Raw genomic sequence first — 26,392 nt, forward strand, 5'->3', positions numbered from 1 at the left:
GTCATGACTGTCACACCAGATTTCATACCCATGCTGTCGCCGTCTCTGACCGATAGAGTCCAATAACGTGCTTAACGTTTAGATGCTGTATCTTGTATTCTCCAGCTATGGAGGATAGTGGAAATATCAAATTTGAGGGTTCCACCAAGTTCTGCGACAAATGTGGGAGCTTGATGAAGAAACGTGACGACTCGTGGGAATGTCCAAAGTGTAACCACTCTAAATTCGAGAGTTCGCAGTCCGAGAGTTCAGCACGGATGAAGAGTGGGTACTTCGCGGCCAAAATTGACCACATCAATGATGACGGCCACGGAATAATCGAAACGGAGTATCAGCATATCAACGCAGGTCCAATCCAAGAATCCGCTGTTGGAGACGAGGTGACTGCCGTGCTGGTACGTGGTAACGCACTGATTAGTGATGAAGAACCTAGGGACGAGGAATATATTGGTTGGATGGTATCCGCGCTGGGACTTGAACCACAGTACAGCGTGGATAATGAGGGAAGCGACATCCAATTCTGTAATAATTGTGCGGCAGTGATGCGGAACAGAGACGATACGTGGGTGTGTCCGCTCTGTGATGACTTTCAATTCCATCAGACCCCAGAACCGGGTGAAGTGTTCACTGCAGAAGTAGACCGAATTAGTAATAGTGGAAACAGCATCATTGAGTGTAGAACAGGACATATCAATCTTGGTCCGTTTCCAAAATTCTCAGCGGGAACCTACGTTACTGCCCTGAAAATCAACAGTACGTACGCGTTTATTTTGGATGATGAAACGGGGATTTCTGTCGAGGATTTCCTAATAAAAGCAAATCAATCTAGTGCGTTAGAAGCTGTCGACTTGGACGATAAGATGAGAGCGGAGACTACTATCAGGGAGTCAGATACTGAATCTGGTGATGATGGAACTAGTCAACAGGAGCCTCAAGATGGTACGAAATCACGTGCCAGTAAGGACGTGGGAACTGTATCCTCTGGTGCGGATTCAGAAGACAAAGCTCCAGATGATGAAAGAGACCTCAACCTCCCGGAATTACGGCGAGAAGCGCAGGCAGGCGCAGTTGAGGAGGTTCCCGCTGAAGCGACAACTGCGCCGAGTGAGTCTGTGGAGTACAATCGGTCGAGAGAGGTCAAACGATATGTGAAGACGCGGGCAGCAGGCATCTGCGAGGGCTGCGGTTCGCCAGCACCATTCACGAGCAAGACCGGGGAACCGTACCTTCACGCTCACCACGTTAACGAGTTGAGCGATGGTGGCACTGACACCATAGACACCGTAATAGCCCTTTGTCCGAACTGTCATTACCGCGTCCATGACGGAGCGGACGGCGAGCAGTACAATAAACGACTGCGCCGCATCCTCCACGAACTTGAAGCGAGGAGGTAACGGATTGAGAGCTCCAACAAGGCCAATAGAGCTGAACCCCGTTCAGCTATTGTGGCGTGTCAGGCAAACAGGTAAGCCAACCAGTTCGACTGGCCGAACGTCTGGCTGTTTGACCACCATCTGTCCCTTGTTGAACTGCGTGATGGACTCCTTGAATTCCTTAGGGACGAACACGTCGTGGCTCTCAACCACATCTCTTTCCAATCCGAGGTAGATTCGCGTATTCATTTGCTTACGAATCTCACCATCGATGTCCTGTGGTGTTTGTGTAATTATGTAGAGGCCAAACTTGTCTTTTCGACCTCGCTTCGCAGCTTGCTGGAAGTTCGAGACGAGATAGCGTTCCCGCGGGTCGCTTGCTTCGGAGATATATTCGTGTGCCTCGTCCAGAGCCAATAACATCGGCGTACCCTTGATGTGTGGATAATCGACGTTGCTACCGATTTTGTTCTGGACAATATGTGCGAGCAGACAGGAGACGACGATTCGGTCCGTACTCCCACGTAAGTGGTCTGTCGGAATGACGGTCACCTGTTCGGGGGCAAACATCTGCTGGGTGAGGTCCGTCAGACTGTCCACTCCGTGGTCGAAGATGCGGTTGTACTCGTACTGGTCAACGATTCGCTCTCGGGCGGCAATCAGAACGCTCTCGTTCTCCGTAATAGGGGAGTCATCTGCGTCAGCGAGCAAATTTTTAGCGTACTTTGAAAACTCTCGGTACGTCGGGGGGCCTCCGTACTCCGACTTAGGGTTGTCACACTGGCTGAAGTACGACGAAATCGTCTGATTGATGGCCGACCGCGTTCGCTCCGGTGGCTCCGACGAGTAGAGGAGTTGCCGGTTCGTCCGGACGATTTCGAAGGGTATGCCGAACGACCGAGCGTTGTTGTGAGTGATGTTTGTGTCCGCAATCTGCGGGACGAATACCTCGAAGCCGACATCTGGGTCCTGTTGAATTCCTCCGTGGCGGATGTTCTGCGCATTGAGGTCATCTCTGAAACCGGCAGTATACCCATCATCTGTAGGGTCATCACCCATCTCGACGTACTCTCCCTCTGGGTCGATGATGGTGGTATTGAGCCCACGAACTCGCTCGTCCTGTACGTCGACGTTCTCCTTTTCTCGTTCTTCAGGCGGGACTTCGATGGTGTACTGTTTCTCGGCGGCTAACTGCCGGAGGATGTTCTTCGATGCGTGCGTCTTGCCTGACCCTGTGCTTCCCGCAACCTGCGTGTGCCGGAAGATAGCGGGCTCTCCGAGGTCTTCGTTGCCGTCCGTGGCATTTGGGTTGAACAGGTAGTAGGGGAGCGGAGACTCTTCGCTCGGAATCCGGTCGCCGCTCACAGCCATGTGTCCGAGGAAAGCGCCCTCGTGCGGAATGCGGAGTGCTGTCCGAAGGAACTCCTCGTCCTCCACAAGATACACGTCACATCCGGGTTTCGGAGGCTTGTCGACGGTCACCTGTTCGAACGAAGAATCGTCGTCCTCTGGGTCGAACGTCACCGTGCTAATCGGCTCGATTTGGGCAACGTAGGAGAACGATTGCTCGCCCGGTTCATGCCGATATCCACCGTCTTGTTTATCGGTGATGTTCGCGACTGTAGCGTACTCCAGTCGGTTGATGACGCCGACAAGCATCGAGGTTGGGAAGTCAACATCCTGTTCCTCGTTCACCGGGTACGGGATTCTCAGATAGTTTCCAAGGCGAACGTCGTCACGAGAACCAGAGTCAATAAACGCCCGAATGTAGGAGTCCTCTCTATCGACGACAATCGGTTCATCTTGCGCGGTGATGTGCCCCACGCGGTGGCCTTCATAGTCACCGAATGGAGTAGGAACGGTCCCGGTGTCCGTCTCGTTCTGTTCTCTTTCGCGCTCCTGCCTGACTTCGTCAAGGATGTCGTCGGTCATGTGTTGTGTGTTGAGGTCTTCTGTGGGTGGTCGTTGAAGTTCGTTCGCTGCCCGCTGGAGAGTCCTGTATCCACGCTAGCCCTCCATGTCTCGGAATCCCCGTTTCTCGTTATAATCCTCTATCGCGCGGACAGAGCCGATGATTTGGCGGAGCTTGTTTCGGTCCACGCGAGTGATTCGCGCCATCTCGTCAGCATGGGTGATTGCCCGAGGCTCCTTCTGTTGCTGAGAAAGTTCGACGAGGACCTTTCGCTGAATCTGGTCACGTCGTTCGGCGTCTTTGACCAGCAAGTACGGGACTTCAATCCGCATCACGTTGTCCGTCATCGGCGTGCGCGCGTAGAAGAATACGCGCTGGTACTCACTGGCGTCACCGTGTTCGAGGTTCACATCGAACGTTTCGAACGGCACCACCGGATGCCCACGTACGGTCTGTTTGGTCTGGCGCAGCCACGGTGTGTAGCTGATGATTGACCCGCGGTCACCGTGCTTGTCCTCCATGGTGAACAGAGCGTCGTCGAACAGTTGGTGGTCGTTCGTCCACGGAAGCGGGACCGATACGTCGACATCCGCGTCGTCTATCTTCGTTTCCAGCGCGTCGAGAGCGACCGCCGAGCCGCTGGTCTTCGTGATTCCCACGAGAGGGAGGTCTCGGTGATGCATCGTCTCGACAGTATTGACGTAGTTCTGGAGAATGTCCGAGACCATCTCCGGCCAAATCTCGGTCATCCGCCGGGGGCCTTCGCCCACCTGTTCGAAGAGCATCCAGCCGAACGCTGGGTTCGGGTATATCGGACCGTCGATGAACAGGGGACCGTCGATTTCGTTCGCCACCTCGTAGGCGTGCCGACCCTCCGCGTACGTACGCGAGACGCCAACAACGTACTCTTCTAGTCGGCTCGTTCGTTCGCACTGGGGGAACTGGAAGACGTGGGCCTCGATACCTTCTGGGGTGTCGAACTCGGAGTCGTCGATGTCCCCTAGCGAGAACTCGTCTTCGTTCAGATGAGCGACCAACGTCGTCGTCGCTCGATTGGCAAGCTCCGCGTGTTCAGAATCACCCGAGACACCGAGCTTGGCGACGCTAGCGCCGGCCAGCAGGCCGTTACTGAACTGTAGCGACCGAGTCGTCGAGCCGTCGATACCGTAGGAAACGGACCACGGGTCGTCCCACTCGTACACGTCAGCAGTGGGTTCGTGGATGACCCCGAACTCTTCGTCGTCTGGGAGTAGTGGTTCGATGAAGCCTCCCGGCAGCCCGAAGTAGCTCAGCGCTTCTTCCGCGGTTATGCGGGGCTCTTCTTCGAACTCACTAACCGCGTGGTCGAGTTCGTTGAACATTCCTTCGAGGGCGGCGTAGGCTCCGAGGTCAGTCATCGACGACCACCTCGGGATGAGACCCCTTGCCTCCTCACGTCAGGCTCCCCCCTTCGCTTCGTCGGGTCGAACAACTTTACTCGTCTCCGTCGACGGGTCCTTCTCGACCTGAATGGTCCTGTCGCTGTTCTCGATGAGGTGTTCATCGTGGCTGACCACTAGTACCTGTGGAACGTCCCACTCGCTGATGGTGCTAATCATCGTCTGGAGCTCACCGACGTGGTCCTCGTCAAGGAATGTCGTCGGCTCGTCGAGGATGAACGGTGGGAGGGCTGCTCCGGCCACACCTTCACGCTCGGCGATGATGCGGTATACCCCGGCACGGAGTGCGAGGTTGAGGATTGTAGACTCCCCGCCGCTGGAGAGTTCCGGTTCGAGAAGTTCGTTGTCCGGGGTGACGAGGTGGATGTTGTACTTCTTGTCAATCTGCACCCCGCGGTACGACTGGCTCTGATAGAGCTCGGCGAACATCTCGTTGGTGTACTTATTCAGCTTCGCGAGGTTCCGCTTGCGAAGCTTTCCGCGAACCGTCTTGTAGGCATCCTGTAGTTCTTCGGCTTCTTCCACGTGGTCTGCTGCCCACAGGGCCTGTTCGTCGAGCATGGATTTGCGCTCCTTCTCCTCGCGTACCTGTTTCTTCGTCTGCCGGTGCTCGACGATTTGCTCCTTTACCCCATCCAGTTTGTCCTCGGCGTCGTCCAGTTTGGACTCGAATTCGGCGATGAACTCGTCGATTTCCGAGATTTCTTCGCGGAGTTCTTCCGCGTCAAGGTCGCCGAGTTCGTCTTCGAGCTCATCCTCGCGTTCTTCGAGCTCATGCACACGGCCCTCGGCCTGTTCGAGGAGTTTAGAGAAGTTCTCGATATTCTCGTCGCAGCGTTGTATGTCATGGCGGAGGTTGGAGACCTCGTCGAACAGTTCGACGACCGCCTCTACAGCATCTTCTGTCTCTTCTGCTTCATCGACGCGCTCTTCGGCCTCACGGAGCCGCTCCTTAGCGTCACGGAGGTCAGCCTCTTTCTCTTCGCGGTTGGCCTTTTTGTCTTCGAGCTCCCCGCTCAGTACGTGGAGCTCTTCCTGTGCTTCCTCAATTTCTCCTTCAGCCTCTGCTACTTCTGACTCCCAATCCTCTACCGCTTGCCGAGCGTTGTCGAGTTCATTATCTCGGAGGTCACGCGCCTCGTTGAGTTCGGTCTCGAACTCCTCCAGCGACCCCTTCGCTTCATCGAGAGCATTCAACTCGTCTTTGGCGTCCTGTAGTTCGGCCCGGTGCTCCTCGACAACGGATTCGGCGTCGATGTCGTGTGCCTCTTCTGTGGCTCGGCAGACAGGGCAGCGACCCGATTCGGCGAGTTGGTCGACTTGCTTTTCCAGCGTCTCAAGCTGCCCGATGGTCTGCCGTACCTCTTCGCGCCGTTCGTTCAACTCCTTGCGTTTCTTCGGGACGTGCGTGTCCGCGAGAGTATCGAGGGGTTCGTCCGTAGGAAGGTCAAGCTCTGATGCGAGGTTTCTGATTTCCGTGCTCTTTTCGGCCAGTTCCTCCTCAAGCGCGTCCACACGCTCTTCGGCTTCCGCACGTTCTCTCTCTGCTTCCTCTCTCTCTACTTGTGCCTCTTTGATGGACGACCAGCTTTCACGGAGGTCTGCAGCGACACTACTGATGTCTCGTTCGACGTAGTCGAGGTCGCCCTCTATCCCGGATATCTCCCCTTGCTCAATCGACTGAACCTCGGAGCGAGCGTTCTCTGCCTTCTCACGTGCTTGACCAAGTTCCTCCTCTGCAGCGTCGGGGTCCGATAAGTCAATATTCTCGACGGCCTCCGCCTCCCGGGCATCAGCGAGGGACTCCTCAGCCTCGTCGAGCTCCAACTCTAACTCAGATTTCGTCGATTTCTCCTCGTTGAAGTCTTCCTTGTACTCGTCACGGTTGTCACGCGCATCGTCGAGTTTCTCTTCTATCTCGTCGATTTCGGCTTCGAGTTCTTCGATTCGTTTTAGCTGGTCCTCGTTCTCCTCTTTCCGGTCTTCGAGCCGGTCGAGTTTGTCGTCGAAATCATCGATTTGTTCATTCAGCTTGGACTTCTCTTCCTGCAGCTCCCCGATGCGTTCGTCGAGGTCGTCGATGGGTGGAAGGTCGTCCAAACGATTCTGTGTCTCCTCTCTCCGGGTCTTTGCGTGCCTTTCAGCGCGACCGTACTCTAGCCGAACCTCGTCGGCTCGTTCGATGAGTTCGTCCATGCGGTCGAGCCCGAGCAACCCGTCGAGGATACCGCGACGCGTTTCTGTATCAGCATGAATGAGACGGGTGATGTCCCCCTGCTGGACGTATACTGAGTTGACGAAGGATATCGCATCCATCCCGACAATCTCCTGAATATCGCTTTGTACGGCTCTAAAGCCGGATATTGCCTCCTCCATTGCTGGTGAAGAAAGCTTCGGATAGCCACTTTTCGTCTTCGCGCCGTCTACTTCACCCTCATCGTCGTACGTCTTTTCGATAGCCCACTCGATGGTGTACTCCTCGCCACCGACGACGAACGTCAGTTCGATACGGCCAGAATCTGCCTGCTTTCGCACGAGCTCGTCGAGGTTGAAATCACTATTCACCTTCTTCCTCGTTATGTTCGTTTGGAAGAGCCCGCCGAACAGGCCCTGCAGAATTGTCGACTTCCCTGCTCCGTTCGGTCCGAAGATGAGGTTCTCCCCACCCGAGAATTCGACCGTTTCGTCGTCGTAGCTTCGGATGTCTTCCAGCGTGAGTGATTTGAAGTGCATCTATCGTTCCTCAAGTGTCGCTTCCCCGAATTCTTCTTCCTGTGCCGTGCGGATGCGGTGGTTCATCTCGGTTCGGATGTCGCCATCGTCGATAGACTCGTCGCGGACGAGGTCTTCTGCTTCAGCAGAGAGTGGCGAGAGGGTGAGGTCTGAGAGCTGCTCCTCAATCATCTGGTCGATGTCGTCGATGTCCTCTTCGTCGAACTCGAAGTCGAAGTCCGCATCTACCTGTCTTTTGTCGTCAACGTTGGGGACGGGTACCTCTCGCTGTGAAAGTAGACTGTACACGTCGTTCGTGGTGACCGGGACATCTGCGCCACGGAGACGAACGACGACGACCTTCTCTGCGATGTCTTCTCCACCGGCTTCTTCGTCGATTCGGCGCTCAACATGGTCGATGCCGTGGCCTTCCTCGAACTCGACGTTCACAACGAGGAAGTCTCTGGGGACATTATCGCGACCCGCGCTCTCTATCGTCCGTGTCCGAAGTTGGATATTTCCATCCGTTATTTCCAACACGTAAACGCAAGGGTCGGTGCTCTCTGATACCTTGGTTCGCTCGGTCGCACCGGGATAGAACGCCTTCACACCGTTTACTTCGGTGCTACAGGTCGAGTGGTAGTCTCCCAACGCAAGTCCATCGGGCAGGAAGTTCAACCGGTCAAGGAACTCGTCGAGATGGTAGGGTTGTCCTCTGTGAGGTGGAACCAGTGGCTCAAACAGTTCGTGCATACAGAGGAGGTTAACCGCATCTTCGTTCTCCGACTCCTCTAGGGTAAAGTCGTAGTTCTCCCACTCCGGATTGCGAACAGCGTCGAATCCGAACACGTTGACTGGATTTCCACCTTTCTCTTCCGTAACTCGGGTCGGCGAAGTTGAGAGACGCACCGTGTTCCCGAATCGTTTAACGATATCCATCCACTGCTCGTCTCTCTTACGCTCGTGGTTTCCCACGATAGCGAGAAACGGGATGTCCTCGGAGTCCAAACGCGACACAGCGTCAAGACAGCGGTTTACTGTCGGCACATTCGGTGAGGGGTCGTCAAAAAGGTCACCGGTGTGAATGACGGCTTCCACTTCTTCGTCGATAGCGATGTCCACAGCGGAGTCGAACGCGTCCGCAAAATCGGACCGCCTAATGTTGCTTCGGTATTGGCGTAGTCCGAGGTGGGTATCGCTGATGTGGAGGATTTTGGTCATTATCGTATATCGGTAGATGAGGTCTAGAGAGGTGATAAGTGTTCTCCAGCAGACACGTAGTGCTGAAATACAGTAGGGATGCCTCAAACCTGACTCAGTATGCTGGTTTGTAAGAATCTTGACTCTGCAGCTTCCGAATCAAAATCCGGCTGTGTGACATGTATCGCGCAGCGGAAGGTATCAGAAGCCGCTACCCTTCGCAGTAGTATCTGTTCATTAAGTTTCGGTCATCGCTTTCAGCGTGAGTCATTTATTGGGTAGCAGGCTCTACTACGGTCTAAACCAGTTGCCTTAGTAGCGGTCGATGCTCGATTGGGACTGGAGACCAGAGGTTGATTCCACCTCTTCCTGATTCCACTTGTTCAGCCCTTCAACGGCCTCATCACTGACACGTACTTTGGCAGCACTGGATGATGAGTCAGGCCCCCAGAGACCGAAGACACACTTGCCTGACTGATATTCTTCGTGTTCTTCGGGCAGGAGATACACCCACCCAATCTCCTCATGGTCGCTATCTCCGCGACCGCCGATTAACGCGGTATCTGGATATCCGACTGGCTTTACTACGATTGAATAGTTCGTGTTCCGAGGAGAATGGTCTTGACAGCGGACAGTTGCCATAGCATCATTTCCACGAGTATATCTTGAGAACACCTCGGGTTATCTTTGATGACTATCGAAGAAAACCCACCGAGCGCATTTTGATTCAGATATTGTCCAGCGAATGGTCTCAACAGGCGAGTCCCGTGGCCAGTCTCCTATTCATCCTCGAAATCGCTCAACTCGGTTTGGCCAGTGGATTTCTCGATTCCAAACGTCGTTCGATAGGCTTGGAACAATTCCTCAGAATGGTCCATCTGGTCAATACGGTGAATCAACCAATGAAGCCAGAGGAGGAGTCCTGAGAGAACGACATAGAGGATAGACCCGGCTAAAACGCCCCCAAGATAACTTACAATAAATGGCACTACTCCGGGCCCGGGTTGAATATTGATGATTTCCTCGAATCCGTATCCGTACTTATCTCCCATATGAGATATTCCAGTCAAAGAAAGAATAGCCCCTAATACAGAGACAACGAGCATATACAGTCCAAATCGAATGACCCGTTTGTCTCGACCAATTTCCCCGAGTTCTTCGTATCCAAAGAGAGACTCTCCAGTCGCAATAACCCAGAGTATGGTACTGATACCGACAAACACGAGGATAGCTTGACCTACAAACAGACCAGCGGCTTGAAACTGTATTGCGATAATCAAGACAGAGAAGATGAGAAGGTAGAACGGCACAACAAACGTGAGTACCCGGAAGCTCTCTAGCCGAGGCTTGATTATGAAATCAAATAAACTGCTGTCGAATTCCTCTTGTAAGTGGTATCTAATGGAAAGGGCGACTATAATGAATATGAGGAGACTCGATACTATTCCCACGTTCAGCCAGCGGCTTTTAACCTCAATAGGGAATTGAGCGAGATATAATGAAATGGCCCCGAACACACCGAGAAGTGTGAATAGCTCTGACTGTTCTTTAAGAAAAACAGACAATTCAAATTTTTCCTCGGACCTCCCAGTCATAGGTTCGTTCTGGTGAAGCGCATCCAATCCCTCTTAATTACCGATGTATCGGTACGAGGCGAGCACCAGTAGACCGCTAAATATCGGAGGGAGCACGGCAAACAACAATTCAAATGCATTAGAGAGCATTCCGGACACGATAGCCGTGTTGGAAATCCAATAACTGAGGAGTAATAGTGGAGTAAAGACGAGGAGTACCCGACCCGGTTTCTCACCATACCGGCTCGTGAACCCGTATAGGAGGTAGGCCCCATAGGATAACCAGTCTCCCTGTTCTTTCAACCGGGTTCGTCGGTTATCGAGTTCCCGAATATGGAACTCCGCAGAGGACTGGTGGTCTCGAACCGCGTCAGCTCCTATTCTTGCTTTCAAGTATGTGAGTTCCTTTTCACGCAAAGCCACTTCATCAAAAAGGTCGTGTGGGTCACGAACTGTGCAGAGATTGTACTTGGATTCGTCAAGAACACTGTGATAGTCGATGAAATTGAACCCCTCAAAACCGGTGTCATTAAAGATTAGATGTTCCCACGCAACCACTGAATCCATATCCTCGAACTGAACCTCACCCAAAGTTGCGCCTGAAAAGTCATAGTACGCCGTTGTAGGGTCGGGCTGGCTGAAACTCCCCGATTTGATAGTCGCCCCCTGTAGTGAGATGATGCAAGGTTCATCTGCAACAGTGTCGGGCGATATTTGGAGTCGAGTGAACTCACCTCCGACTTCTGCAACGTGGTTCCCCTCTCTTGTCTCTTCAGGTACAGAATCGGACTCGGGAACAATATGCCAGTGTGAGTGAGATTTCCCATTAAGTTCTACATCATCCAAATGGACGGTGCCATCTGCAGTTACACCATTGAAATAGAGAATGTCGTTGAATTCGGCGCTATTTAGATTTATACCCTCGGAAAAAGTCACCTCGGAGAAGTTGACTAGCTGAGGCCGGTGATTTGCTTTAGCTATCTGAGAGCCGTAGGGAAGGTTGGGGTCTACGTTAAATTCGCATCCATAGAAACTTGTCTCTCCTTGAAACACACATTCCCTGAACTTCGCATGTTCATCAAACTTGGATTCCCTGAAGTTGACGCTATCATAGAATCGGGAGTCGGTACACAGTATCCCCCTTTCGACCTCTATATGTTGAGCAAAGACCAAGGCGTGGAATTTGACCGCTGGAAGCTTTAGCTCCCCGTTGATGTCTGCTCCTGTAAGAAAAAAAGGTTGCGAGACGGTAGAACCAGTCAGGTCGAAGTCGTTTTCAAACGTCGCATAACGAAGGTCAATTGGGTTATTATCGTTAGACCCCAGAACGAAATTGAAAAGAGCTATTCCCTCGAATTTCCCCCCCACGAACCGTTTCACAGATGCACCATCCGCACTGACGCATTTCACGAAGCGGCTCTGTACATCGTTGGCATCTTTTTCTGAAATAGGGAGATGGAATATGCAGAGATATTTTCCATTATGCTCTTTCTCTGCAATATGGGGGCAACGCCATTCCTCGGTGATGGCTGAATGGGCGAAAGCCGGGACCTCGCCCTCATCTGGGTCAAAGATATACTCACATCGTTGCTTCTCTTCCTCACCTTCAGTTTCGGTCACGACTTGGGCGTAACTGCAAAAGGTTGGATAATAAGTCTATCCTGCTCACGTAGTAGCCCAGTCGTTAGTAAGAGTCGGTCAGGAAAGTAGGAACTCCTTCGGGTATCGTCTTTTCAATATGCTTGATGATGGGCTCGGTTTTGCTAATAATCAAGTCCTTGGCAGAGGTCTCGTAGTAGGTCATTAGGAACTGCTGAGCTAGCCCAAAGGCGAGGATGATACCCCATTTTAACAACTGAGTCTCCTCCACGGCACTCCTATCGCCGTCAAGCATTGCTCCCTCGATTCGAACGGGATGTGAACTTCGATTGCTGAGGTAATTATAGATTTTCCCGTATTTGGGGTCCATCTTCTTCAGCTTGGACTTCTCCCCTGCGAGGATATCGTGTAGCTCATCAACCGATTCGTATTCGTAAATTCCTCGTTCGACCTGACCCATATCCGAATCCAGATTCTGTATCTCTTCCTTCTGACGTTTAAGAATCTGGGCAGCTTTGTCTTGGTCTTTGTTGAGCCCTCTAATGACGAGGTAGGTCTCAAATAGGAACCTCACTTCTCGATATGCAGCGTCGTAGTGGTGATGCTTTAGAAGTCGAAACAGAGCGAAAAGCGAGTTCACACCTTTAGAGAAGAATATATCCTGATATTGGTGCCGTTCGTCTACCTCGTCATGGCAGGTTCTATGGGCCTTCTGTTGAACGCGGGACAACACCTCGGCAGTTGTCAGTAACGTTTGACCAAGCTCTCCGTTCGGATGTGAATTCTCGTACGTCTCGGTGTCTGCAAGGAGTTGTTCTTCTATTTCTTTATATCGTTCTTCCGAATGCATAGCTCACGCATCCCGCTTTGACAGCGACAGGTACTGTTCGTCAGTAATTGGGGAGTCCACATGGTCATCATTGAAGAATCGTAGCACAGCGAAGATGTCCAACTTATTATCCATCTTCACCTCCATGTCCCCGTCCTCATTCTCCTCGAACTTCACATCGGTCTCGAAGTTCTCACGAATGTGCTCTGCATCCTCTGGCGTCATATCTTCGTAAGCACCCCGCTTATGAACCTTGTACATCAGCCTCAGAACCTTGTTGTTCCCGTAGATTGCGTCTTTGAACAGTTCGAAGTCTTGGAAGGGTATATCGCTCTCCTCTAAGTGGCCAATAACATCGTCTGCACGTCGTCGATACTCGTCAAGATAGTCGAAGACCTTCTCGAACTTGTTCTGGTCGAAGATGAACATCGTATCATCGTAGTAGACTGCATCGATTCGGTCAGGGATAGATAGGATAGATTCGTCGACCTTTCGGTGGGTATCACTTCCACCAGCTTTCATCCGAAGCCAAGATTTGCGTCCGAGAATTTGACTGCGCCGGTAATTCAGGAACGCGATAGCCACCTCTTCGTCCTCCTCATCACGCAGTCGAATCGCTTGAAATTCGGGTTTCGGGGGTTCCTCGTATGATGTATGCTGGAACCGTTGGCCTTGCAGAAGCCTATCGAAGTGCTGGAACTGCGGGATATTCTCGATGTCCTCATACTGAAGCAGCGTCTCGTCACGGTCGCGATTCTCCAGCGAGTACGAGTCGAACCGAATACTGTCATTCTCGTATGCCTCTGCTTTATTCTCAACTTTCTCTCGGACTAACGTCTCCAATTCGGGAGAGATATCGTCACCCAACTTGATGCGCTTGAAATCGTAGGTGGCTTCGTTTGAATTCGTCTCTTCCTCACGAGCCAACAGCAGGTCGACACCGTTATCGCCTGTATCAGTCGAATCTAGCTCCTGTAAAAATCGACGCAGGCCCTCAAAAGTCGACAAAGCAGCGTCGTCTTGGCTCGATAAACTCATCAATTCGTGACAATGTACACACCGTTACTTATTCTTGCGGTATTCACACTCACAGAATCGCCTTCCAACTGCTCATTTGCTAGGAGGAGGTACTTACTATGCTCCGTTTTAACCTGATAGATACTGTACCCAAGGAGCACAAGCATCGGATTGGTATACAGTCGGTTGGACCGTATTGCGATTATCGCTACCAGAGCGAAGAACAGCGCGAATGAAAGCACGTCGTCGAAGTTGTCGAACTCCATAACTACGAGCGGAAAGATATACACTAACAGGTACTCGCTGAACAGGTGCGACTTATTCTCGTGGTCTACGAATGTTTCGAGTTGTCCTTGATTAGTTCGCCGTACCCATAATATGAAGAGTAGATAACCGGTCGAAACGAGTGCAAACCCAAGTGCGACGAAGGCAAGCACGGAAACAGAGAATCCGGAAATATCGTAAGAGGGGAGCTGTATGCCGTAGACTTGACTGTCGAAGTCCCAGAGCCGAGCGGCGAAAATGAGATAGAGTGGCGTATAGGAGCTGAGAAAGAGTAGAAGCTTTCCGCCACTTGGAAGTTGACGCCCCATTACGTTTCAATTTGTTGTACGCCGAGCAAATGTCTTCTGACTAACGGACCAAGAACATTAACGTCCGCTTCCAAGCTCAGCCAAAGTGACGAACATCTCGAACGTTACTGTCTTTAACGAAAATCGGCATTCTCTCGCTTACTCCACAGGGTGGTATGCAGGATATAGAAGTCACGGGACTTGTAGTACAGCATCGCCTCAACAGGTTCGTCGGTAATAGGGAGCACGCACCTACGCCAATATTAGTGGTCACTGAGACGGATTTCGAGCCGGTCAAGGATTTCCCAGAGCAACGGAACTGGCTGGAGACTGCTGAAGGAGATAGCCTCATACACGTACTCGTCATTAGCTGCCGGACGTTCTTGATAGTGCGCCCACGCGTCTACGTGCGGGTTTGGTTCGTGGTGCCACCCACAGTCAAAACCCGAGCTTTCGCTGTAGTGAAAGGCGAACTCTGGGTCTGCGTCCACAGTCTCGCCCGCGTACCAACGAATCGTGAGCGTTCCCTCGTCCGCTTCGCTTCCGAGGATAGCCGGGTCAAGTAGCGCAACGACACGGAGGAATTGGCCGGGTGGCTCCCCACTCGCATGTTGGACGGCAGGGTGTCGCTCAATCGTGCGTCTGAGTTCGAGCAGAACCGTGTGCGATGCCTGTCCGGGGTCGTAGCCGCCGTCGAACGCGAACATTCAGTCAGGCAGGTGCCGGGGTACTTCCAGCGTAGTCAGAGTAATGCTCGATAGCGTCCTCGACAAGTTGGAGACGATACACGATGATATCCCAGTCGTTCGCAGTCCGGCGCATCTCTCGTGTTGCCTCGGCAGTATCGGCATGTGCCGCCCGCTCGCGAAGGTCACTCGGTGAATCCGCGTCGTACTCGGTCTGCCACTCCTCGACCTGCTCCTGTAGGTCGCCACGCAGTTCGAGAAGGTCGTCGCGAGTCCGGTCGTCGAGGAGGTTGCGGAGAGCTTGCATTCGCGTGTAGAGCGGGTCTGGTTCATACCGGGTCGCGGTCCCTCCGGTAGCGGTTCGGAGAACGTTCATCTCGACAAGGCGCTGGAGGTGGTCACGCGCAGTGTTTCCCGCGACGTGGGCCTGCTCTGCAATCCAGTCGGCCGGTTTGGGCTCGGAAAGTGTAACGGCGACTGCGCGCACGCGGTCGAAGGCGCTCTGGTGCTCTTTCCAGAGTTCGGCCCCTGATTCATCTGTCATACGTAGCGGTTGGCGCTAGACCACAATAATTCTATTGGGAATACAAATTATTGAACAAGAACGATGGCGGAGGTGGCGAGCTGACCGCTAGAGAGGCTGAAGCGTTCTCCTGAAAGTCAATTTCCAGTAGCTTTATTATGAACTGCGGTAATCTTGACTCTAGCAAATCGCACGACGGAGGAGATGGGGATGACGTGGCATCATGAACTCTACTCCAATATCGGAGGAAGGTTTAAATACACCACGACGCCGTCTGTTGACTCCTAGGTGTTATGCGGCAGGATGGGCGCTGCAGGATTTGAACCCGCGACAGCTTGGTCCGAAGCCAAGCACTCTATCCAGACTGAGCTAAGCGCCCGTACCGTTTGCTATCTCGTTAGACGTTTTAAGTCCCGCGGTTCGGAAGCGTCGGATAGTCGTCATCGACGGCTCTCGGGTTCGTGACCGCGAGCGATCAAAAAGAATATTATCGGGACTGGGTATGTATCTCTTAGTAGATGTGTCTTGGTCGTCCGGCCTGCCAGCCGAATGAGTGGCCCGGTTCGCTCCCGTCGTCGAGGTGCGCCCATGTATGATCTGAGACCGCACTTCGACGAGGAGGTCGACCCCGGGACGAACCTCCTCCTCACCGGCCCGCCGCTGACCGGCAAGCGGTCCATGATGATGGACGTGTTGGCCGCCGGGACCGACCGCGGCGACGGCGCGATCGTCGTGACCACGAAGGACGGCGCCGACCGCGTCCTGAAAGAATACGAGAAGCGGACGCCCTACGGGGGAAAGCCGGTCGCCGTCGTCGACTGCGTCACGCGCCAACAAGGCGTCAGCGACGCCCGCGAGTCGGATCGGATCAAGTACGCCTCCTCGCCGGTGGATATGACGGGAATCGGGATCAAGCTCTCGGAGTTCCTGCAGGCGTTCGGCGACCGCGGCATCGAAGAGAACCGCGTGATGGTCCACTCGCTGTCGACGCTGCTGATGTACTCGGACCTCCAGACGGTGTTTCGGTTCCTTCACGTGTTCACCGGGCGCATCCAGAGCGTGAACGGACTCGGGCTGTTCAGCATCGACTCGACCTCCCACGACGACCAAGCGATGAACACCCTCAAACAGCTCTTCGACGGCGTCATCACGCTCTCCGAGGACGGCGAGCCCGAGATTCGGCTGGCCTGAATCAGCCGGTTCGATACCTCTTCTTCTCGTTTCGACCTCCCCGACTCCGGCCGGGCCGGCCTCGATCGCTGTGGCCTCGATCGCTCCGCCGGCCATCGAGTTCGAGTGATGGATTTAATCGCCGCCGCTGCGAACGCTAAGCTATGCCCGTCACCGACGACGAGGGACTCGACCGACTGCTCGACGCCGACACGATCGCCGTCGTCGGCTGTTCCACGACCACCGGCAAGGCGGCTCACGACGTGCCGGCGTACCTCCAGCGGCACGGCTATCGAATCGTTCCGGTGAACCCGTTCGCCGACGAGGTCCTCGGTGAGCCGGCGCACGACGAGCTCGCGGACGTCGACGCCGAGATAGACATCGTGAACGTGTTCCGCCCGAGCGAGGAAGTGCCCGAGATCCTCGACGCGGTGCGCGAGCGACACGCGGCGCGCGGCGACGCGGGCGCGGCTTGGCTCCAGCTCGGGATCACCCACGACGAGGCGGCCGCGGCCGCGGAGGCCGACGGGATAACCGTGGTACAGGACCGCTGTATGAAGATCGAACACGGCCGCCTCCGCGGATAGGGCCCGGCCCGAGTCGCGACTAGCCCTCCCACTCCTCGAACGAGCGGTACACGCCCTTCGAGAGGTAGCGCTCGGAGGAGTCGCAGAAGACGGTGGCCACCGTGTCGTGGGGCGCGTCGATCGCGCCGGCGCGGATGTCGCGGGCGACCCGCTTGGCCGCGATGGCGTTCGCCGCGGCGGAGGAGGCGACGAGCTGTCCCTCTTCGGCCGCGAGTCGGCCCATCTCCTCGTGGACCTCGCGGTCGGGGACGGTGACGATGTCGTCGACGACGTCCGGGTCGAAAAGCTCGTTGCGGTCGATGTCGTGGGTGCCGATCCCCTCGGTCTTGTACTCCTCGTGCTCGACCTCCTCGCCGAGGAACTCGCGGTACGCGGAGCCGGCGGGCTCGACCGCGACGACGTGCGTGCCGGGGTCGCGCTCGCGGAAGTAGCGGGCCATTCCCATCAGCGTCCCGCCCGTGCCGCAGCCGGCGACGACGGCGCCCACCTCGCCGTCCAGCGCCTCGTCGATCTCGGGGGCGGTCGTCTCGTAGTGGGCCTCGGCGTTGAGCGGGTTCGAGAACTGCTGGGGGACGACCGCGTCGTCGAGCTCCTCCGCGATGGCGTGTGCGCGATCTATCGCGAACCCCATCCCGTCCTCGCTCGGGGTGTTGACGACCTCCGCGCCGAGCGCGCGCATGAGCTGCTGTTTCTCGACGGAGAACCGCTCGGGGACGACGAACACCGCGTTCAGCCCGAGCTGTTTCGCCGCGACCGCCAGCCCGATCCCGGTGTTGCCGGCGGTCGGCTCGACGACGGTGCCGCCCTCCCCGACGTCGCCGCGCTCGAGCATGCGTTCGAGCATGTGCTTCCCGATCCGGTCTTTGACGCTCGCGCCGGGGTTGAACGACTCCAGCTTCGCGTACACCGGCACCGCGTCCGGCGAGTCGTGCACCCGGACGAGCGGCGTCTCCCCGATCGTCTCCAACACCGACGACAGGGGCTCCCGATGGGTCGTCATGTTCCCGAGATCGTTGCCGCCCCTTTTGCGTGTTTCCATGAGCGCGTCGATCAGGGTGCGACGCCGGTCCGGTGAGTGACGGCGTGCCGGTGAGTGACGGCGTGCCGGGGATCGAACAAACTTATGCCCCTCGTCCGGTTCCGAAGAGGTATGAGCGAGACCGATGCGCAGGCCGACGTGACGGTCGTCCTTCCGGACGGATCAGAGCTGGACGTTCCGGCGGGGGCGACAGTCGAGGATGTCGCCTTCGAGATCGGCCCCGGGCTCGGTCGCGACACCGTGGCGGGGAAGATCGACGGCGAACTCGTCGAGAAGTACGCCGAGGTCCACGACGGCGCGCGGATCGAGATCGTCACCGACCAGTCCGACGAGTACCTCACCGTGCTGCGCCACTCCGCCGCCCACGTCTTCGCGCAGGCCCTTCAGCGGCTCCACCCCGAGGCGACGCTCACCATCGGCCCCCCGACCGACGACGGGTTCTACTACGACGTGACCGACGTCGACCTCGACGAGGACGACCTCGACGCCATCGAGGACGAGATGGAGGCGATCATCGAGGCCGACTACGACATCGAACGCGAGGTCCGGTCCCGCGAGGAGGCTACGGAGATCTACGCCGACAACGAGTACAAGCGACAGATCTTGGAGGAGGAAGCCGACGACGAGGAGGTCACCTTCTACGTGCAGGACGACTGGCAGGACCTCTGTCAGGGCCCGCACGTGGAGTCGACCGGCGAGATCGGCGCGGCGGCCTTACTGGAGGTCTCCGCCGCCTACTGGCGCGGCGACGAGGAGAACGACACGCTCACCCGCGTGTACGGGACCGCGTTCGCGTCCGAGTCCGACCTCGAGGAGCACCTGGAACTGCGCGAGGAGGCGTTAGAGCGCGACCACCGGAAGATCGGTCAGGAGATGAACCTCTTCTCGATCCCGACGGTGACCGGGCCGGGGCTCCCGCTGTATCACCCGCCGGGGAAGACCGTGCTCCGCGAGCTCTCGAACTTCGCCAACGAGCTCAACCGCGAGAACGGCTACGAGGAGGTCGAGACCCCCCACGTGTTCCGGACGGAGCTGTGGAAGCAGTCCGGACACTACGAGAACTACAAGGACGACATGTTCCTCCTCGACGTCAACGACGAGGAGTACGGGCTCAAGCCGATGAACTGCCCGGGTCACGCGACTATCTTCGACCAGCAGTCGTGGTCGTACCGCGACCTCCCGCAGCGCTACTTCGAGAACGGGAAGGTGTACCGGAAAGAGCAGCGCGGCGAGCTCTCCGGGCTCTCGCGCGTCTGGTCGTTCACCATCGACGACGGGCACCTGTTCGTCCGTCCGGACCAGATCCGCCAGGAGATCGAGTCCGTCATCGAGATGATCTTCGAGGTCGTGGAGACGCTGGACCTGGACGTCGAGGTCGCGCTGGCGACCCGCCCGGAGAAGTCCGTCGGCGGCGACGAGATCTGGGAGTCGGCCGAGGAGCAGCTCCGCGACGTGCTCGAGTCCGGCGGCTACGACTACGACGTCGAGCCGGGCGACGGCGCCTTCTACGGCCCGAAGATCGACTTCGGCTTCGAGGACGCCCTCGGCCGCGTCTGGGACGGCCCCACCGTCCAGCTCGACTTCAACATGCCCGACCGGTTCGACCTGACCTACACCGGCGAGGACAACGAGGACCACCAGCCGGTGATGATCCACCGCGCGCTGTACGGGAGCTACGAGCGCTTCTTCATGGTGCTCATCGAGCACTTCGACGGCGACTTCCCGCTGTGGCTCGCGCCCGAACAGGTCCGCATCCTCCCCGTCTCCGACGGGACGCTCGGCTACGCGCACCGCGTGAAAAACGAGCTCGAAGACGCCGGCTTCCGCGTCGAGGTCGAGGACCGCGACTGGACCGTCGGCCGCAAGATCCGGGCGGGCCACGACGACCGGCTCCCGTACATGGTCATCGTCGGCGACGACGAGGAGGAGTCCGGGACTGTCTCCGTGCGCGACCGCTTCGAGAACCAGCGCGGCGACGTCGAACTCGACGCCTTCGTCGACCACCTCGTCGCGGAGCGCGACGAGAAGCGGACCGAGCCGGACTTCGTCGACGACGACTGAGGCGGGTCGCGCGATACTGAGGCGGGTCGCGCGATACCCTCGCACGGGCGCGATTCGGCTCCCGACCGGCTTGCGCGTTCCGTCGCGTTTTTATCGCCACCGATTCCTTTGTCGCGTATGTCGAATCAGGTTCCGACGGTCGACGAACGGCCGCCCGACGTCGGGGAGCTGACGCCGCCCGATCGCACGCTGATGGGGCCGGGTCCGAGCGACGTTCACCCGCGGGTGCTGAAGGCGATGAGCACGCCGCTCGTCGGTCACCTCGACCCCTCGTTCGTCGAGATCATGGACGAGGTCCAGGAACTGCTCCGGTACACCTTCCGGACCGACAACAAGTGGACGATCCCGGTCTCGGGGACGGGGTCGGCGTCGATGGAGGCCGCGATCGGGAACCTCGTCGAGCCGGGCGACACGATGCTGGTGCCCACGAACGGCTACTTCGGCGGGCGGATGCGGTCGATGGCCGAGCGCGCGGGCGGCGACGTCGTCGAGGTCGACGCGCCGTGGGGCGAGCCCCTTGATCCGGTCGACGTGGAGCGCGCGTTCGACGAGCACCAGCCGGACGTCTTCGGCTTCGTCCACGCCGAGACGTCGACCGGCGTCCGCCAGCCGGACGTGCCCGCGCTGACCGATATCGCGCACGCCCACGACGCGTACGTGATCGCGGACTGCGTCACCTCGCTCGGTGGCGTCGAGATGCGCGTCGACGAGTGGGACGTCGACGCCGCCTACTCCGGCCCGCAGAAGTGCCTCTCCTGTCCGCCCGGCGCGAGCCCGCTCACCCTGAACGACCGGGCGATGGAGAAGGTGCTCTCGCGCGACGAGCCGGCCCGCTCGTGGTACCTCGACCTCTCGCTGCTGGAGGGGTACTGGGGGGAGGACCGCGCGTACCACCACACCGCGCCGATCACGAACGTGTACGCGCTCCGCGAGGCGCTCCGACTCGTCGCCGAGGAGGGGATCGAGGAACGGTGGGCCCGCCACCGCGACGTCGCCGGCGAGCTGAAGGCCGGCCTGCGGGACCTCGGACTTGAGATGAACGCCGCCGAGGAGTACTGGCTGCCGAGCCTGAACGCCGTGCGCGTCCCGGACGGCGTCGACGACGGCGTCGTCATCGACCGCCTCCTCGCGGAGTACGACCTCGAGATCGCCTCCGGGCTCGGCGACCTCGAAGGCGACATCTGGCGGATCGGCTGTATGGGTCACTCCGCTCGCCGGAAGAACGTCGAGTACGTGCTGGCGGCGCTGGCGGACGCGCTGGCCGAGCAGGGGTTCTGAGCGGTCGGGAGCGCGCCGCACCCGCTCGCTCCGGCCCACACCCGACTCGCCAGCGCGGGGTTTATTAATACGGGTCCCTCCCCTTGGTAGGGGATGAACGATCTACGAACCGGACTGAGCTACGGGGACGTGCTGCTCGTCCCGCAGCGGTCGCCGGTCGACAGCCGGAGCGACGTGGACCTCTCGACGCCGTTCACGCCGAGCCTCGAACTGGAGACGCCGCTCGTCTCGGCGGCGATGGACACCGTCACCGAGGCGGAGCTGGCGATCGAGCTGTCTCGCGCCGGCGGACTCGGCGTGCTTCACCGGTTTCTCACCGTCGACGAACAGGCGGCACGGGTCGAACGCGTCGCCGCCGCGGGCGAGCGGGTCGCCGCGGCCGTGGGGATCAACGAGGACTACGTGGCCCGGAGCGCCGCGCTGGTCGCGGCCGACGTGGACGCCGTCGTCGTGGACGTCGCGCACGGGCACCTCGAGCGGACGATCGACGCGGTCGAGGCGATCGCCGAGGAGTTCCCGGAGACGGACCTCGTCGCCGGCAACGTCGCGACGCCCGCGGGCGTCGCGGACCTCGCGGCCGCCGGCGCGGACTGCGTGAAGGTCGGGATCGGCCCCGGCTCGCACTGCACCACGCGGAAGGTCGCGGGCGCCGGGGTCCCGCAGCTCACCGCCGTCGACGACTGCGCGACGGCGGCGGAGGACCTGGACGCGACGATCTGCGCCGACGGCGGGATCCGCACCTCCGGCGACGCGGTGAAGGCGCTGATGGCGGGCGCCGACACCGTGATGCTCGGGAGCCTCTTCGCCGGGACGACGGAGGCGCCCGGCGCGGTCGTCGAGGTCGACGGCACGCGGTACAAGCGCTCGCGGGGGATGGCGACGACCGCCGCCGCCGAGGACCGCGACGACAAGGGGACCGACGTGGTCGCCGACGAGGGGGTCGAAGCGCTGACGCCGTACAAGGGGCCGGTCGCGGCCGTCGCCGAGGAGTTCTGTCAGGGGATCCGCTCGGGGCTGTCGTACTGCGGCGGGCACACGATCGGGCGCGCCCGCACCGAGGCCGAGTTCATCCGCGTCGCGCCCGGCGCCAAGGAGCGCGAGGGGTTCCACACCGACGACGACTGGGAGGGGATCAGCGTCGACAGCGAGACGCAGCGGGTCGGCGACGCGACCGACGAGAGGCCGGCCGAAAGCGACGACTGAATCGCGGGAGACGCCCGACCGACGACTGAGTCGCCGGAGACGCCCGACCGACGACTGAGTCGCCGATCGAGGGACGCGTGGGGGCCATGCGTCTGTCTGACTCACTCGCGAGCGACTTTTCACGGTGACCCCGCACTCTCGACGCATGACGGACGCCTTCGGCCGCGCGATCCGAGACCACTTCCGCGGCGAACGGGACGAGCCCCTCCTGCACCGGGACGGCGAGGAGACGGTCGAACACCCGATCGAGGCGTTCTACTTCGCCGACTTCGACCCGAGCGAGGACCCGGCCCACGAGTGGCTGGCGTCCCGCCTGCGGGGTCCGCTCGTCGACCTCGGCGCCGGGACCGGGCGACACGCGCTGTACTTCCAAGAGCGGTTCGAGACGGTGGCGATCGAGCCGAGCCCCGCGCTGGTCGAGACGATGCGGGAGCGCGGCGTCGAGGACGCCCGCGAGGGCGACATGTTCGCGCTGCGCGAGGCGTTCCCGCGCGACCGGTTCGGCTCGGCGCTCGCGAACGGGACCCAGATCGGGCTCGCGGGATCGATGCGGGGACTCACCGAGTTCCTCGGCGACCTCGCGTACGTGACGACGCCGGACGCGACCGCCGTCGTCGACTGTTACGACCCGACGCATCCGGCGACCGCCGACCTCGTCGGCTACCGGGACGACCCGATGCCGGGGCTCGCGCACCGCGTCATGTTCTTCGAGTACGAGGGCGAGACGAACCCGATCCTCCAGCTCCGGCTGTTCAGCCCCGCGCGCCTCCGCGAGGCCGCGGTCGGGACGGGCTGGGCGGTCGAGGAGGTCGCCCGCGGCGACGACGAGAACGGGTACCACTACCGCGCCGCGCTGCGGAAGCGGTAGGAACTGGAAAGACCCCCCGCGTTGCCGTCGCCGTCTGCCATCGCGTCGCTGTCGCGGTCCGCTACCACGCCGTCAGCGCCGCGCGTCCGTGATCGCGTGCGAGGAGCACGAGGAAGGTCAACACGCCGGTGACCGCGAACGCGCCGCCGACGCGGAAGACGGACGCCATGCTCACCTCGACCATCAGCCAGCCGGCGATGAGGGGTCCCGCCACGGAGCCGGGCCGCCAGACGAGCTCGCGGATCCCGAAGCTGGAGGCGACGCCGCCGTCGTCGGTCCCTTCGTCGGCGAACAGCGCCATGCTGGCCGGCTCGCGGAAGGAGTCGGCGACGCCGAGCAGTCCCGAGAAGGCGACGAGGGGCAGGTACGCCGGCGGCAACTCTCCGAGGACCGGCAGCGTCACGTCGGCCCCGAGCGCGGTCCCGATTGCGGCGGAGAACGGGATCACCATCGCGATCAGGCCGTACGCGCCGCCCCCGGTGAAGACGAACAGCGAGCGACCGTAGGCGTCCGAGAGCCGACCGGTGAACAGCTGGCCCATCATGTTGGTCGCCTTCTCGGCGGTGACCGTCACCGCGATGGCGACGCCCGCGACGCCGAGGCCGCCGCCGGTCATCGACGTCCCGGCGTAGATCGGCACCCAGGTCCGGACCATGGTGACGGCGAAGGCGTACTGCGCGCGGAACCCCGTGATCGTGAGGATCTTCCGGTTGACCGCGAGCTCCGAGAAGGGGAACCCCTCCACCCTGGTGTCGTCGTCGTCCAAGACGAGCCACGTGACGACCCACCCGACGACCATCAGCCCGGAGATGATCGCGAAGATCGGGCCGAAGCCGAGCGCGTCGTAGATCGCGCCCGCCGACAGCGACCCGGCGATCGAGGCGGCGAAGGAGGCGGCGTTCGCTTTGCCGATCTTGTCCGCTCGCGTCCCGACGTCAGCGATCTGGCCGACCAGCGACAGCGTCATCAGTCCCGCCCCGGTGACGACGAGTCCCTGCAGGGCCCGGACGAGGATGAACGAGGCGGAGGAGTCGACGAGCGGGAACAGAGCGTAGACGCCGGCGCCGACGCCGAGGACGACGAGCAGGACCGTCCGCTTGTCGAACCGATCGCCGGCCCACGCCAGCGGGACCACGGCGACGGTCTGTGCGAGCGTGAACCCCGTAGTGTACATCCCGATGATGAACCCGGCGGAGATGGAGACGCCCAGCGCCGTCGTCGCCTGCGGGTCGAGCGCGTTGATGTACGGCCCGAGAAGCGTGATCAGGGTGATGAAGCCGAACCCCTCGGCGAACCGCGTGAGGTAGAGCGCCCAGAACTGTGATCGGATCGCCCCGTTCCCGGCGTCCGCGTTGTTCACACCGGATCGGCGCGCAGGCGGTCAAAGTGGGTTTCGATCCGACGGACGTGGCCGGATCGTCGACGGAGTTATGAATCGGCCACAGCGTTCTCCCGGCGTGGGCGACCCCGCCTGCGACCGTCGGTTCTGCCTCGAGTGTGACCTCGCGGTAACGCGGGTCGACGACTCCTGTCCGGAGTGTGGCGCACCGATCGACACTCCCGACGACGACCGAGACCGGACCGTCGCCGAACTTGTCCCGGCCGCTCTACGACAGCGCGTCCCCGAACTTGTCCCGCCGGAAGAGGTCGATCTCCTGTGCCGACGACCCCTCGCGCGTGGCCGCGAAGGCGATCGCCTCGGCCACCTCCTCGGGCTCAGTCACCGTGCCGGGTTCGAACCGCTCCTCGAACGGCTCGCCGTCCTCACTGCCGAACTCCGTGCGCACTTCGGAGGGGTTCACGACGGAGACGGCGACCCCCTCGTCGCCGACCTGCGCCGCGACGCTGTGCGCGAAGCCGCGCACCCACCACTTCGTCGCGGCGTACACCGGATTGAACGACCGCGGGTACTGGCCCGCGAAGCTCCCGACGACGACGAGCGTCCCCTGACTCTCCGTCAGGTGCGGGAGCGCTTCCCGCGTGAGGAAGAACGTCCCGTCGACGTTCGTCTCCTGCATGGCGAAGTACTCCTCGTCGGTCATCTCCGCCACGTCGCTGCCGCGGCCGACCCCCGCGTTGGAGACGACGACGTCGAGCCCGCCGAACCGGTCGATCACCGCCTCGACCGCCGCCTCGCTCGTCGCCCGGTCGCGGATGTCGCCGTCGACGACTAACGTGTTCGCGTCGTGTTCCGCCTCCAAATCCGCCGCCAGCGACTCCAGCGCCTCGCGCCGGCGAGCCAGCAGCGCGACGTTCGCGCCCCGCGCCGCCAGCGCGTGGGCCGTCGCCTCGCCGATTCCGGAGCTCGCGCCGGTCACCAGGGCCGTCGCGTCGTCGAGCGTGGTCATGACCGACGGATCGCGGGGGGCGAGTATAAAACGTCGCGTCGGGGAACCGCCGGCCCACTCGACGGCTTCGGACGGGCGGGTCCGGACCGATCCTCCGATGAGCCCGACCGGGCCCTCACTCGTTCTGGACGAACTCGCCCGAGCAGTCGTACTCGATCAGTTTCACCTTTCCCTCGGCCTCGACCGTTCCGTTGTAGGGATCGGCTCGCTCGTACCGCTGGTAGACGGTCACGTTCTCGACGCGCGTCTCGTGGGACCGGTTCCAGTCCGCACAGAGGTAGTTCGCGAGGTACGAGCGGTGGTTCTCGTTGTCGGTGGAGCGGACGTTCCCGAGGTACTTCCGCCAGCGCGAGGTGGGGTAGGTGGCCTCCGCACGCGGCGGTCGTTCGAAATCGACCGCCG

The 26,392-nt window shown here is 59.4% G+C and carries 22 protein-coding genes, 1 tRNA gene and 1 pseudogene; 7 read left to right on the forward strand and 17 right to left on the reverse strand.

Annotation, left to right across the window (positions count from 1 at the left end; translation table 11 throughout):
• Positions 1-107 precede the first annotated feature (107 nt).
• Positions 108-1,394 (forward strand): HNH endonuclease, encoded by a 1,287-nt coding sequence (locus tag DJ75_RS03985; protein ID WP_094522764.1) that lies wholly within the window; start codon positions 108-110, stop codon positions 1,392-1,394.
• A 42-nt stretch (positions 1,395-1,436) separates the two neighbouring features.
• On the opposite strand, the gene DJ75_RS03990 is transcribed toward DJ75_RS03985, so the two are convergent.
• The 13 genes from DJ75_RS03990 to DJ75_RS04040 all read right to left on the reverse strand — a co-directional run bounded on the left by DJ75_RS03990 (position 1,437) and on the right by DJ75_RS04040 (position 15,815).
• Positions 1,437-3,305 carry an ATP-binding protein gene (locus tag DJ75_RS03990; RefSeq protein ID WP_094522766.1) on the reverse strand — a complete coding sequence of 623 codons (1,869 nt, stop codon included), beginning with the start codon at positions 3,303-3,305 and terminating at the stop codon, positions 1,437-1,439.
• Positions 3,306-3,380: 75 nt separating this feature from the next.
• Positions 3,381-4,682, reverse strand: coding sequence for a DNA double-strand break repair nuclease NurA (locus DJ75_RS03995; protein ID WP_094522768.1), 1,302 nt, complete (start codon positions 4,680-4,682; stop codon positions 3,381-3,383).
• 39 nt (positions 4,683-4,721) lie between these two features.
• On the reverse strand, positions 4,722-7,457 hold the full coding sequence (locus DJ75_RS04000; protein WP_094522770.1) for an AAA family ATPase: 2,736 nt from the start codon (positions 7,455-7,457) through the stop codon (positions 4,722-4,724).
• On the reverse strand, positions 7,458-8,657 hold the full coding sequence (locus DJ75_RS04005; protein ID WP_094522772.1) for a DNA repair exonuclease: 1,200 nt from the start codon (positions 8,655-8,657) through the stop codon (positions 7,458-7,460).
• 291 nt (positions 8,658-8,948) lie between these two features.
• Positions 8,949-9,278 carry a hypothetical protein gene (locus tag DJ75_RS18085; protein WP_141211968.1) on the reverse strand — a complete coding sequence of 110 codons (330 nt, stop codon included), beginning with the start codon at positions 9,276-9,278 and terminating at the stop codon, positions 8,949-8,951.
• Positions 9,279-9,415: 137 nt separating this feature from the next.
• Positions 9,416-10,231, reverse strand: a complete 816-nt coding sequence (locus DJ75_RS04010; RefSeq protein WP_094522774.1) for a hypothetical protein — start codon at positions 10,229-10,231, stop codon at positions 9,416-9,418.
• Positions 10,232-10,264: 33 nt separating this feature from the next.
• Positions 10,265-11,830: a pentapeptide repeat-containing protein gene (locus tag DJ75_RS18090; protein ID WP_141211969.1), complete on the reverse strand. Its 1,566-nt coding sequence runs from the start codon at positions 11,828-11,830 to the stop codon at positions 10,265-10,267.
• Positions 11,831-11,894: 64 nt separating this feature from the next.
• Positions 11,895-12,659 carry a hypothetical protein gene (locus tag DJ75_RS18095; protein WP_141211970.1) on the reverse strand — a complete coding sequence of 255 codons (765 nt, stop codon included), beginning with the start codon at positions 12,657-12,659 and terminating at the stop codon, positions 11,895-11,897.
• 3 nt (positions 12,660-12,662) lie between these two features.
• Complete coding sequence (locus tag DJ75_RS04020; RefSeq protein ID WP_094522778.1) at positions 12,663-13,676, reverse strand: Kiwa anti-phage protein KwaB-like domain-containing protein; 1,014 nt, start codon at positions 13,674-13,676, stop codon at positions 12,663-12,665.
• Entirely contained in the window at positions 13,676-14,248 is a 573-nt protein-coding gene (locus tag DJ75_RS04025) for a hypothetical protein (protein WP_094522780.1), read from the reverse strand. The genes DJ75_RS04020 and DJ75_RS04025 overlap by 1 nt, the downstream gene beginning before the upstream one ends.
• Before the next feature lie 242 nt (positions 14,249-14,490).
• Entirely contained in the window at positions 14,491-14,934 is a 444-nt protein-coding gene (locus DJ75_RS04030; protein ID WP_176451414.1) for a hypothetical protein, read from the reverse strand.
• A gap of 4 nt (positions 14,935-14,938) precedes the next feature.
• Entirely contained in the window at positions 14,939-15,457 is a 519-nt protein-coding gene (locus tag DJ75_RS04035; RefSeq protein WP_094522782.1) for a transcriptional regulator, read from the reverse strand.
• Positions 15,458-15,740: 283 nt separating this feature from the next.
• A tRNA-Arg gene (locus DJ75_RS04040) sits at positions 15,741-15,815 on the reverse strand.
• 209 nt (positions 15,816-16,024) lie between these two features.
• On the opposite strand from DJ75_RS04040, the gene DJ75_RS04045 reads away from it, so the two are divergent.
• Together DJ75_RS04045 and DJ75_RS04050 are read left to right on the forward strand one after the other, a co-directional pair.
• Entirely contained in the window at positions 16,025-16,627 is a 603-nt protein-coding gene (locus tag DJ75_RS04045; RefSeq protein ID WP_094522784.1) for a recombinase RecA, read from the forward strand.
• Positions 16,628-16,770: 143 nt separating this feature from the next.
• The gene (locus tag DJ75_RS04050) at positions 16,771-17,193 is read left to right on the forward strand and encodes a CoA-binding protein (protein WP_094522786.1); all 423 of its coding nucleotides are present in this window, start codon (positions 16,771-16,773) and stop codon (positions 17,191-17,193) included.
• Between the two features lie 19 nt (positions 17,194-17,212).
• Here DJ75_RS04050 and DJ75_RS04055 read toward each other — a convergent pair whose 3' ends face one another.
• Positions 17,213-18,193, reverse strand: coding sequence for a PLP-dependent cysteine synthase family protein (locus DJ75_RS04055; protein ID WP_094522788.1), 981 nt, complete (start codon positions 18,191-18,193; stop codon positions 17,213-17,215).
• A gap of 123 nt (positions 18,194-18,316) precedes the next feature.
• Here DJ75_RS04055 and thrS point away from each other — a divergent pair, with 123 nt between their 5' ends.
• The 4 genes from thrS to DJ75_RS04075 all read left to right on the forward strand — a co-directional run bounded on the left by thrS (position 18,317) and on the right by DJ75_RS04075 (position 23,642).
• Positions 18,317-20,293 carry a threonine--tRNA ligase gene (gene thrS, locus DJ75_RS04060; protein ID WP_176451415.1) on the forward strand — a complete coding sequence of 659 codons (1,977 nt, stop codon included), beginning with the start codon at positions 18,317-18,319 and terminating at the stop codon, positions 20,291-20,293.
• A gap of 117 nt (positions 20,294-20,410) precedes the next feature.
• A complete protein-coding gene (locus DJ75_RS04065; protein ID WP_094522792.1) occupies positions 20,411-21,571 on the forward strand; it encodes an alanine--glyoxylate aminotransferase family protein in 1,161 nt (386 codons plus the stop codon).
• Positions 21,572-21,664: 93 nt separating this feature from the next.
• Positions 21,665-22,774 (forward strand): guanosine monophosphate reductase, encoded by a 1,110-nt coding sequence (locus tag DJ75_RS04070; RefSeq protein WP_094522794.1) that lies wholly within the window; start codon positions 21,665-21,667, stop codon positions 22,772-22,774.
• 145 nt (positions 22,775-22,919) lie between these two features.
• Positions 22,920-23,642 (forward strand): methyltransferase domain-containing protein, encoded by a 723-nt coding sequence (locus DJ75_RS04075; RefSeq protein WP_094522796.1) that lies wholly within the window; start codon positions 22,920-22,922, stop codon positions 23,640-23,642.
• A 61-nt stretch (positions 23,643-23,703) separates the two neighbouring features.
• Here the strand turns inward: DJ75_RS04075 and DJ75_RS04080 are convergent, their stop codons facing one another.
• The 3 genes and pseudogenes from DJ75_RS04080 to DJ75_RS04090 form a co-directional block, all read right to left on the reverse strand.
• Positions 23,704-25,002, reverse strand: a complete 1,299-nt coding sequence (locus tag DJ75_RS04080) for an MFS transporter (RefSeq protein WP_094522798.1) — start codon at positions 25,000-25,002, stop codon at positions 23,704-23,706.
• A gap of 247 nt (positions 25,003-25,249) precedes the next feature.
• Positions 25,250-25,990 carry an SDR family oxidoreductase gene (locus tag DJ75_RS04085; RefSeq protein WP_094522800.1) on the reverse strand — a complete coding sequence of 247 codons (741 nt, stop codon included), beginning with the start codon at positions 25,988-25,990 and terminating at the stop codon, positions 25,250-25,252.
• A gap of 115 nt (positions 25,991-26,105) precedes the next feature.
• Positions 26,106-26,392: pseudogene (locus tag DJ75_RS04090) on the reverse strand (HTTM domain-containing protein); the annotation flags it as partial.

This window comes from Halorubrum sp. Eb13 (assembly GCF_002252895.1).
GTDB lineage: Archaea > Halobacteriota > Halobacteria > Halobacteriales > Haloferacaceae > Halorubrum.

Excerpts from the sequence above, each read along its gene's own strand:
- DJ75_RS03985 (WP_094522764.1), top strand. The coding sequence starts at position 108 with ATGGAGGATAGTGGAAATATCAAATTTGAGGGTTCCACCAAGTTCTGC.
- DJ75_RS03990 (WP_094522766.1), bottom strand. The coding sequence starts at position 3,305 with ATGACCGACGACATCCTTGACGAAGTCAGGCAGGAGCGCGAAAGAGAA.
- DJ75_RS03995 (WP_094522768.1), bottom strand. The coding sequence starts at position 4,682 with ATGACTGACCTCGGAGCCTACGCCGCCCTCGAAGGAATGTTCAACGAA.
- DJ75_RS04000 (WP_094522770.1), bottom strand. The coding sequence starts at position 7,457 with ATGCACTTCAAATCACTCACGCTGGAAGACATCCGAAGCTACGACGAC.
- DJ75_RS04005 (WP_094522772.1), bottom strand. The coding sequence starts at position 8,657 with ATGACCAAAATCCTCCACATCAGCGATACCCACCTCGGACTACGCCAA.
- DJ75_RS18085 (WP_141211968.1), bottom strand. The coding sequence starts at position 9,278 with ATGGCAACTGTCCGCTGTCAAGACCATTCTCCTCGGAACACGAACTAT.
- DJ75_RS04010 (WP_094522774.1), bottom strand. The coding sequence starts at position 10,231 with ATGACTGGGAGGTCCGAGGAAAAATTTGAATTGTCTGTTTTTCTTAAA.
- DJ75_RS18095 (WP_141211970.1), bottom strand. The coding sequence starts at position 12,659 with ATGCATTCGGAAGAACGATATAAAGAAATAGAAGAACAACTCCTTGCA.
- DJ75_RS04020 (WP_094522778.1), bottom strand. The coding sequence starts at position 13,676 with ATGAGTTTATCGAGCCAAGACGACGCTGCTTTGTCGACTTTTGAGGGC.
- DJ75_RS04025 (WP_094522780.1), bottom strand. The coding sequence starts at position 14,248 with ATGGGGCGTCAACTTCCAAGTGGCGGAAAGCTTCTACTCTTTCTCAGC.
- DJ75_RS04030 (WP_176451414.1), bottom strand. The coding sequence starts at position 14,934 with ATGTTCGCGTTCGACGGCGGCTACGACCCCGGACAGGCATCGCACACG.
- DJ75_RS04035 (WP_094522782.1), bottom strand. The coding sequence starts at position 15,457 with ATGACAGATGAATCAGGGGCCGAACTCTGGAAAGAGCACCAGAGCGCC.
- DJ75_RS04045 (WP_094522784.1), top strand. The coding sequence starts at position 16,025 with ATGTATGATCTGAGACCGCACTTCGACGAGGAGGTCGACCCCGGGACG.
- DJ75_RS04050 (WP_094522786.1), top strand. The coding sequence starts at position 16,771 with ATGCCCGTCACCGACGACGAGGGACTCGACCGACTGCTCGACGCCGAC.
- DJ75_RS04055 (WP_094522788.1), bottom strand. The coding sequence starts at position 18,193 with ATGACGACCCATCGGGAGCCCCTGTCGTCGGTGTTGGAGACGATCGGG.
- thrS (WP_176451415.1), top strand. The coding sequence starts at position 18,317 with ATGCCCCTCGTCCGGTTCCGAAGAGGTATGAGCGAGACCGATGCGCAG.
- DJ75_RS04065 (WP_094522792.1), top strand. The coding sequence starts at position 20,411 with ATGTCGAATCAGGTTCCGACGGTCGACGAACGGCCGCCCGACGTCGGG.
- DJ75_RS04070 (WP_094522794.1), top strand. The coding sequence starts at position 21,665 with ATGAACGATCTACGAACCGGACTGAGCTACGGGGACGTGCTGCTCGTC.
- DJ75_RS04075 (WP_094522796.1), top strand. The coding sequence starts at position 22,920 with ATGACGGACGCCTTCGGCCGCGCGATCCGAGACCACTTCCGCGGCGAA.
- DJ75_RS04085 (WP_094522800.1), bottom strand. The coding sequence starts at position 25,990 with ATGACCACGCTCGACGACGCGACGGCCCTGGTGACCGGCGCGAGCTCC.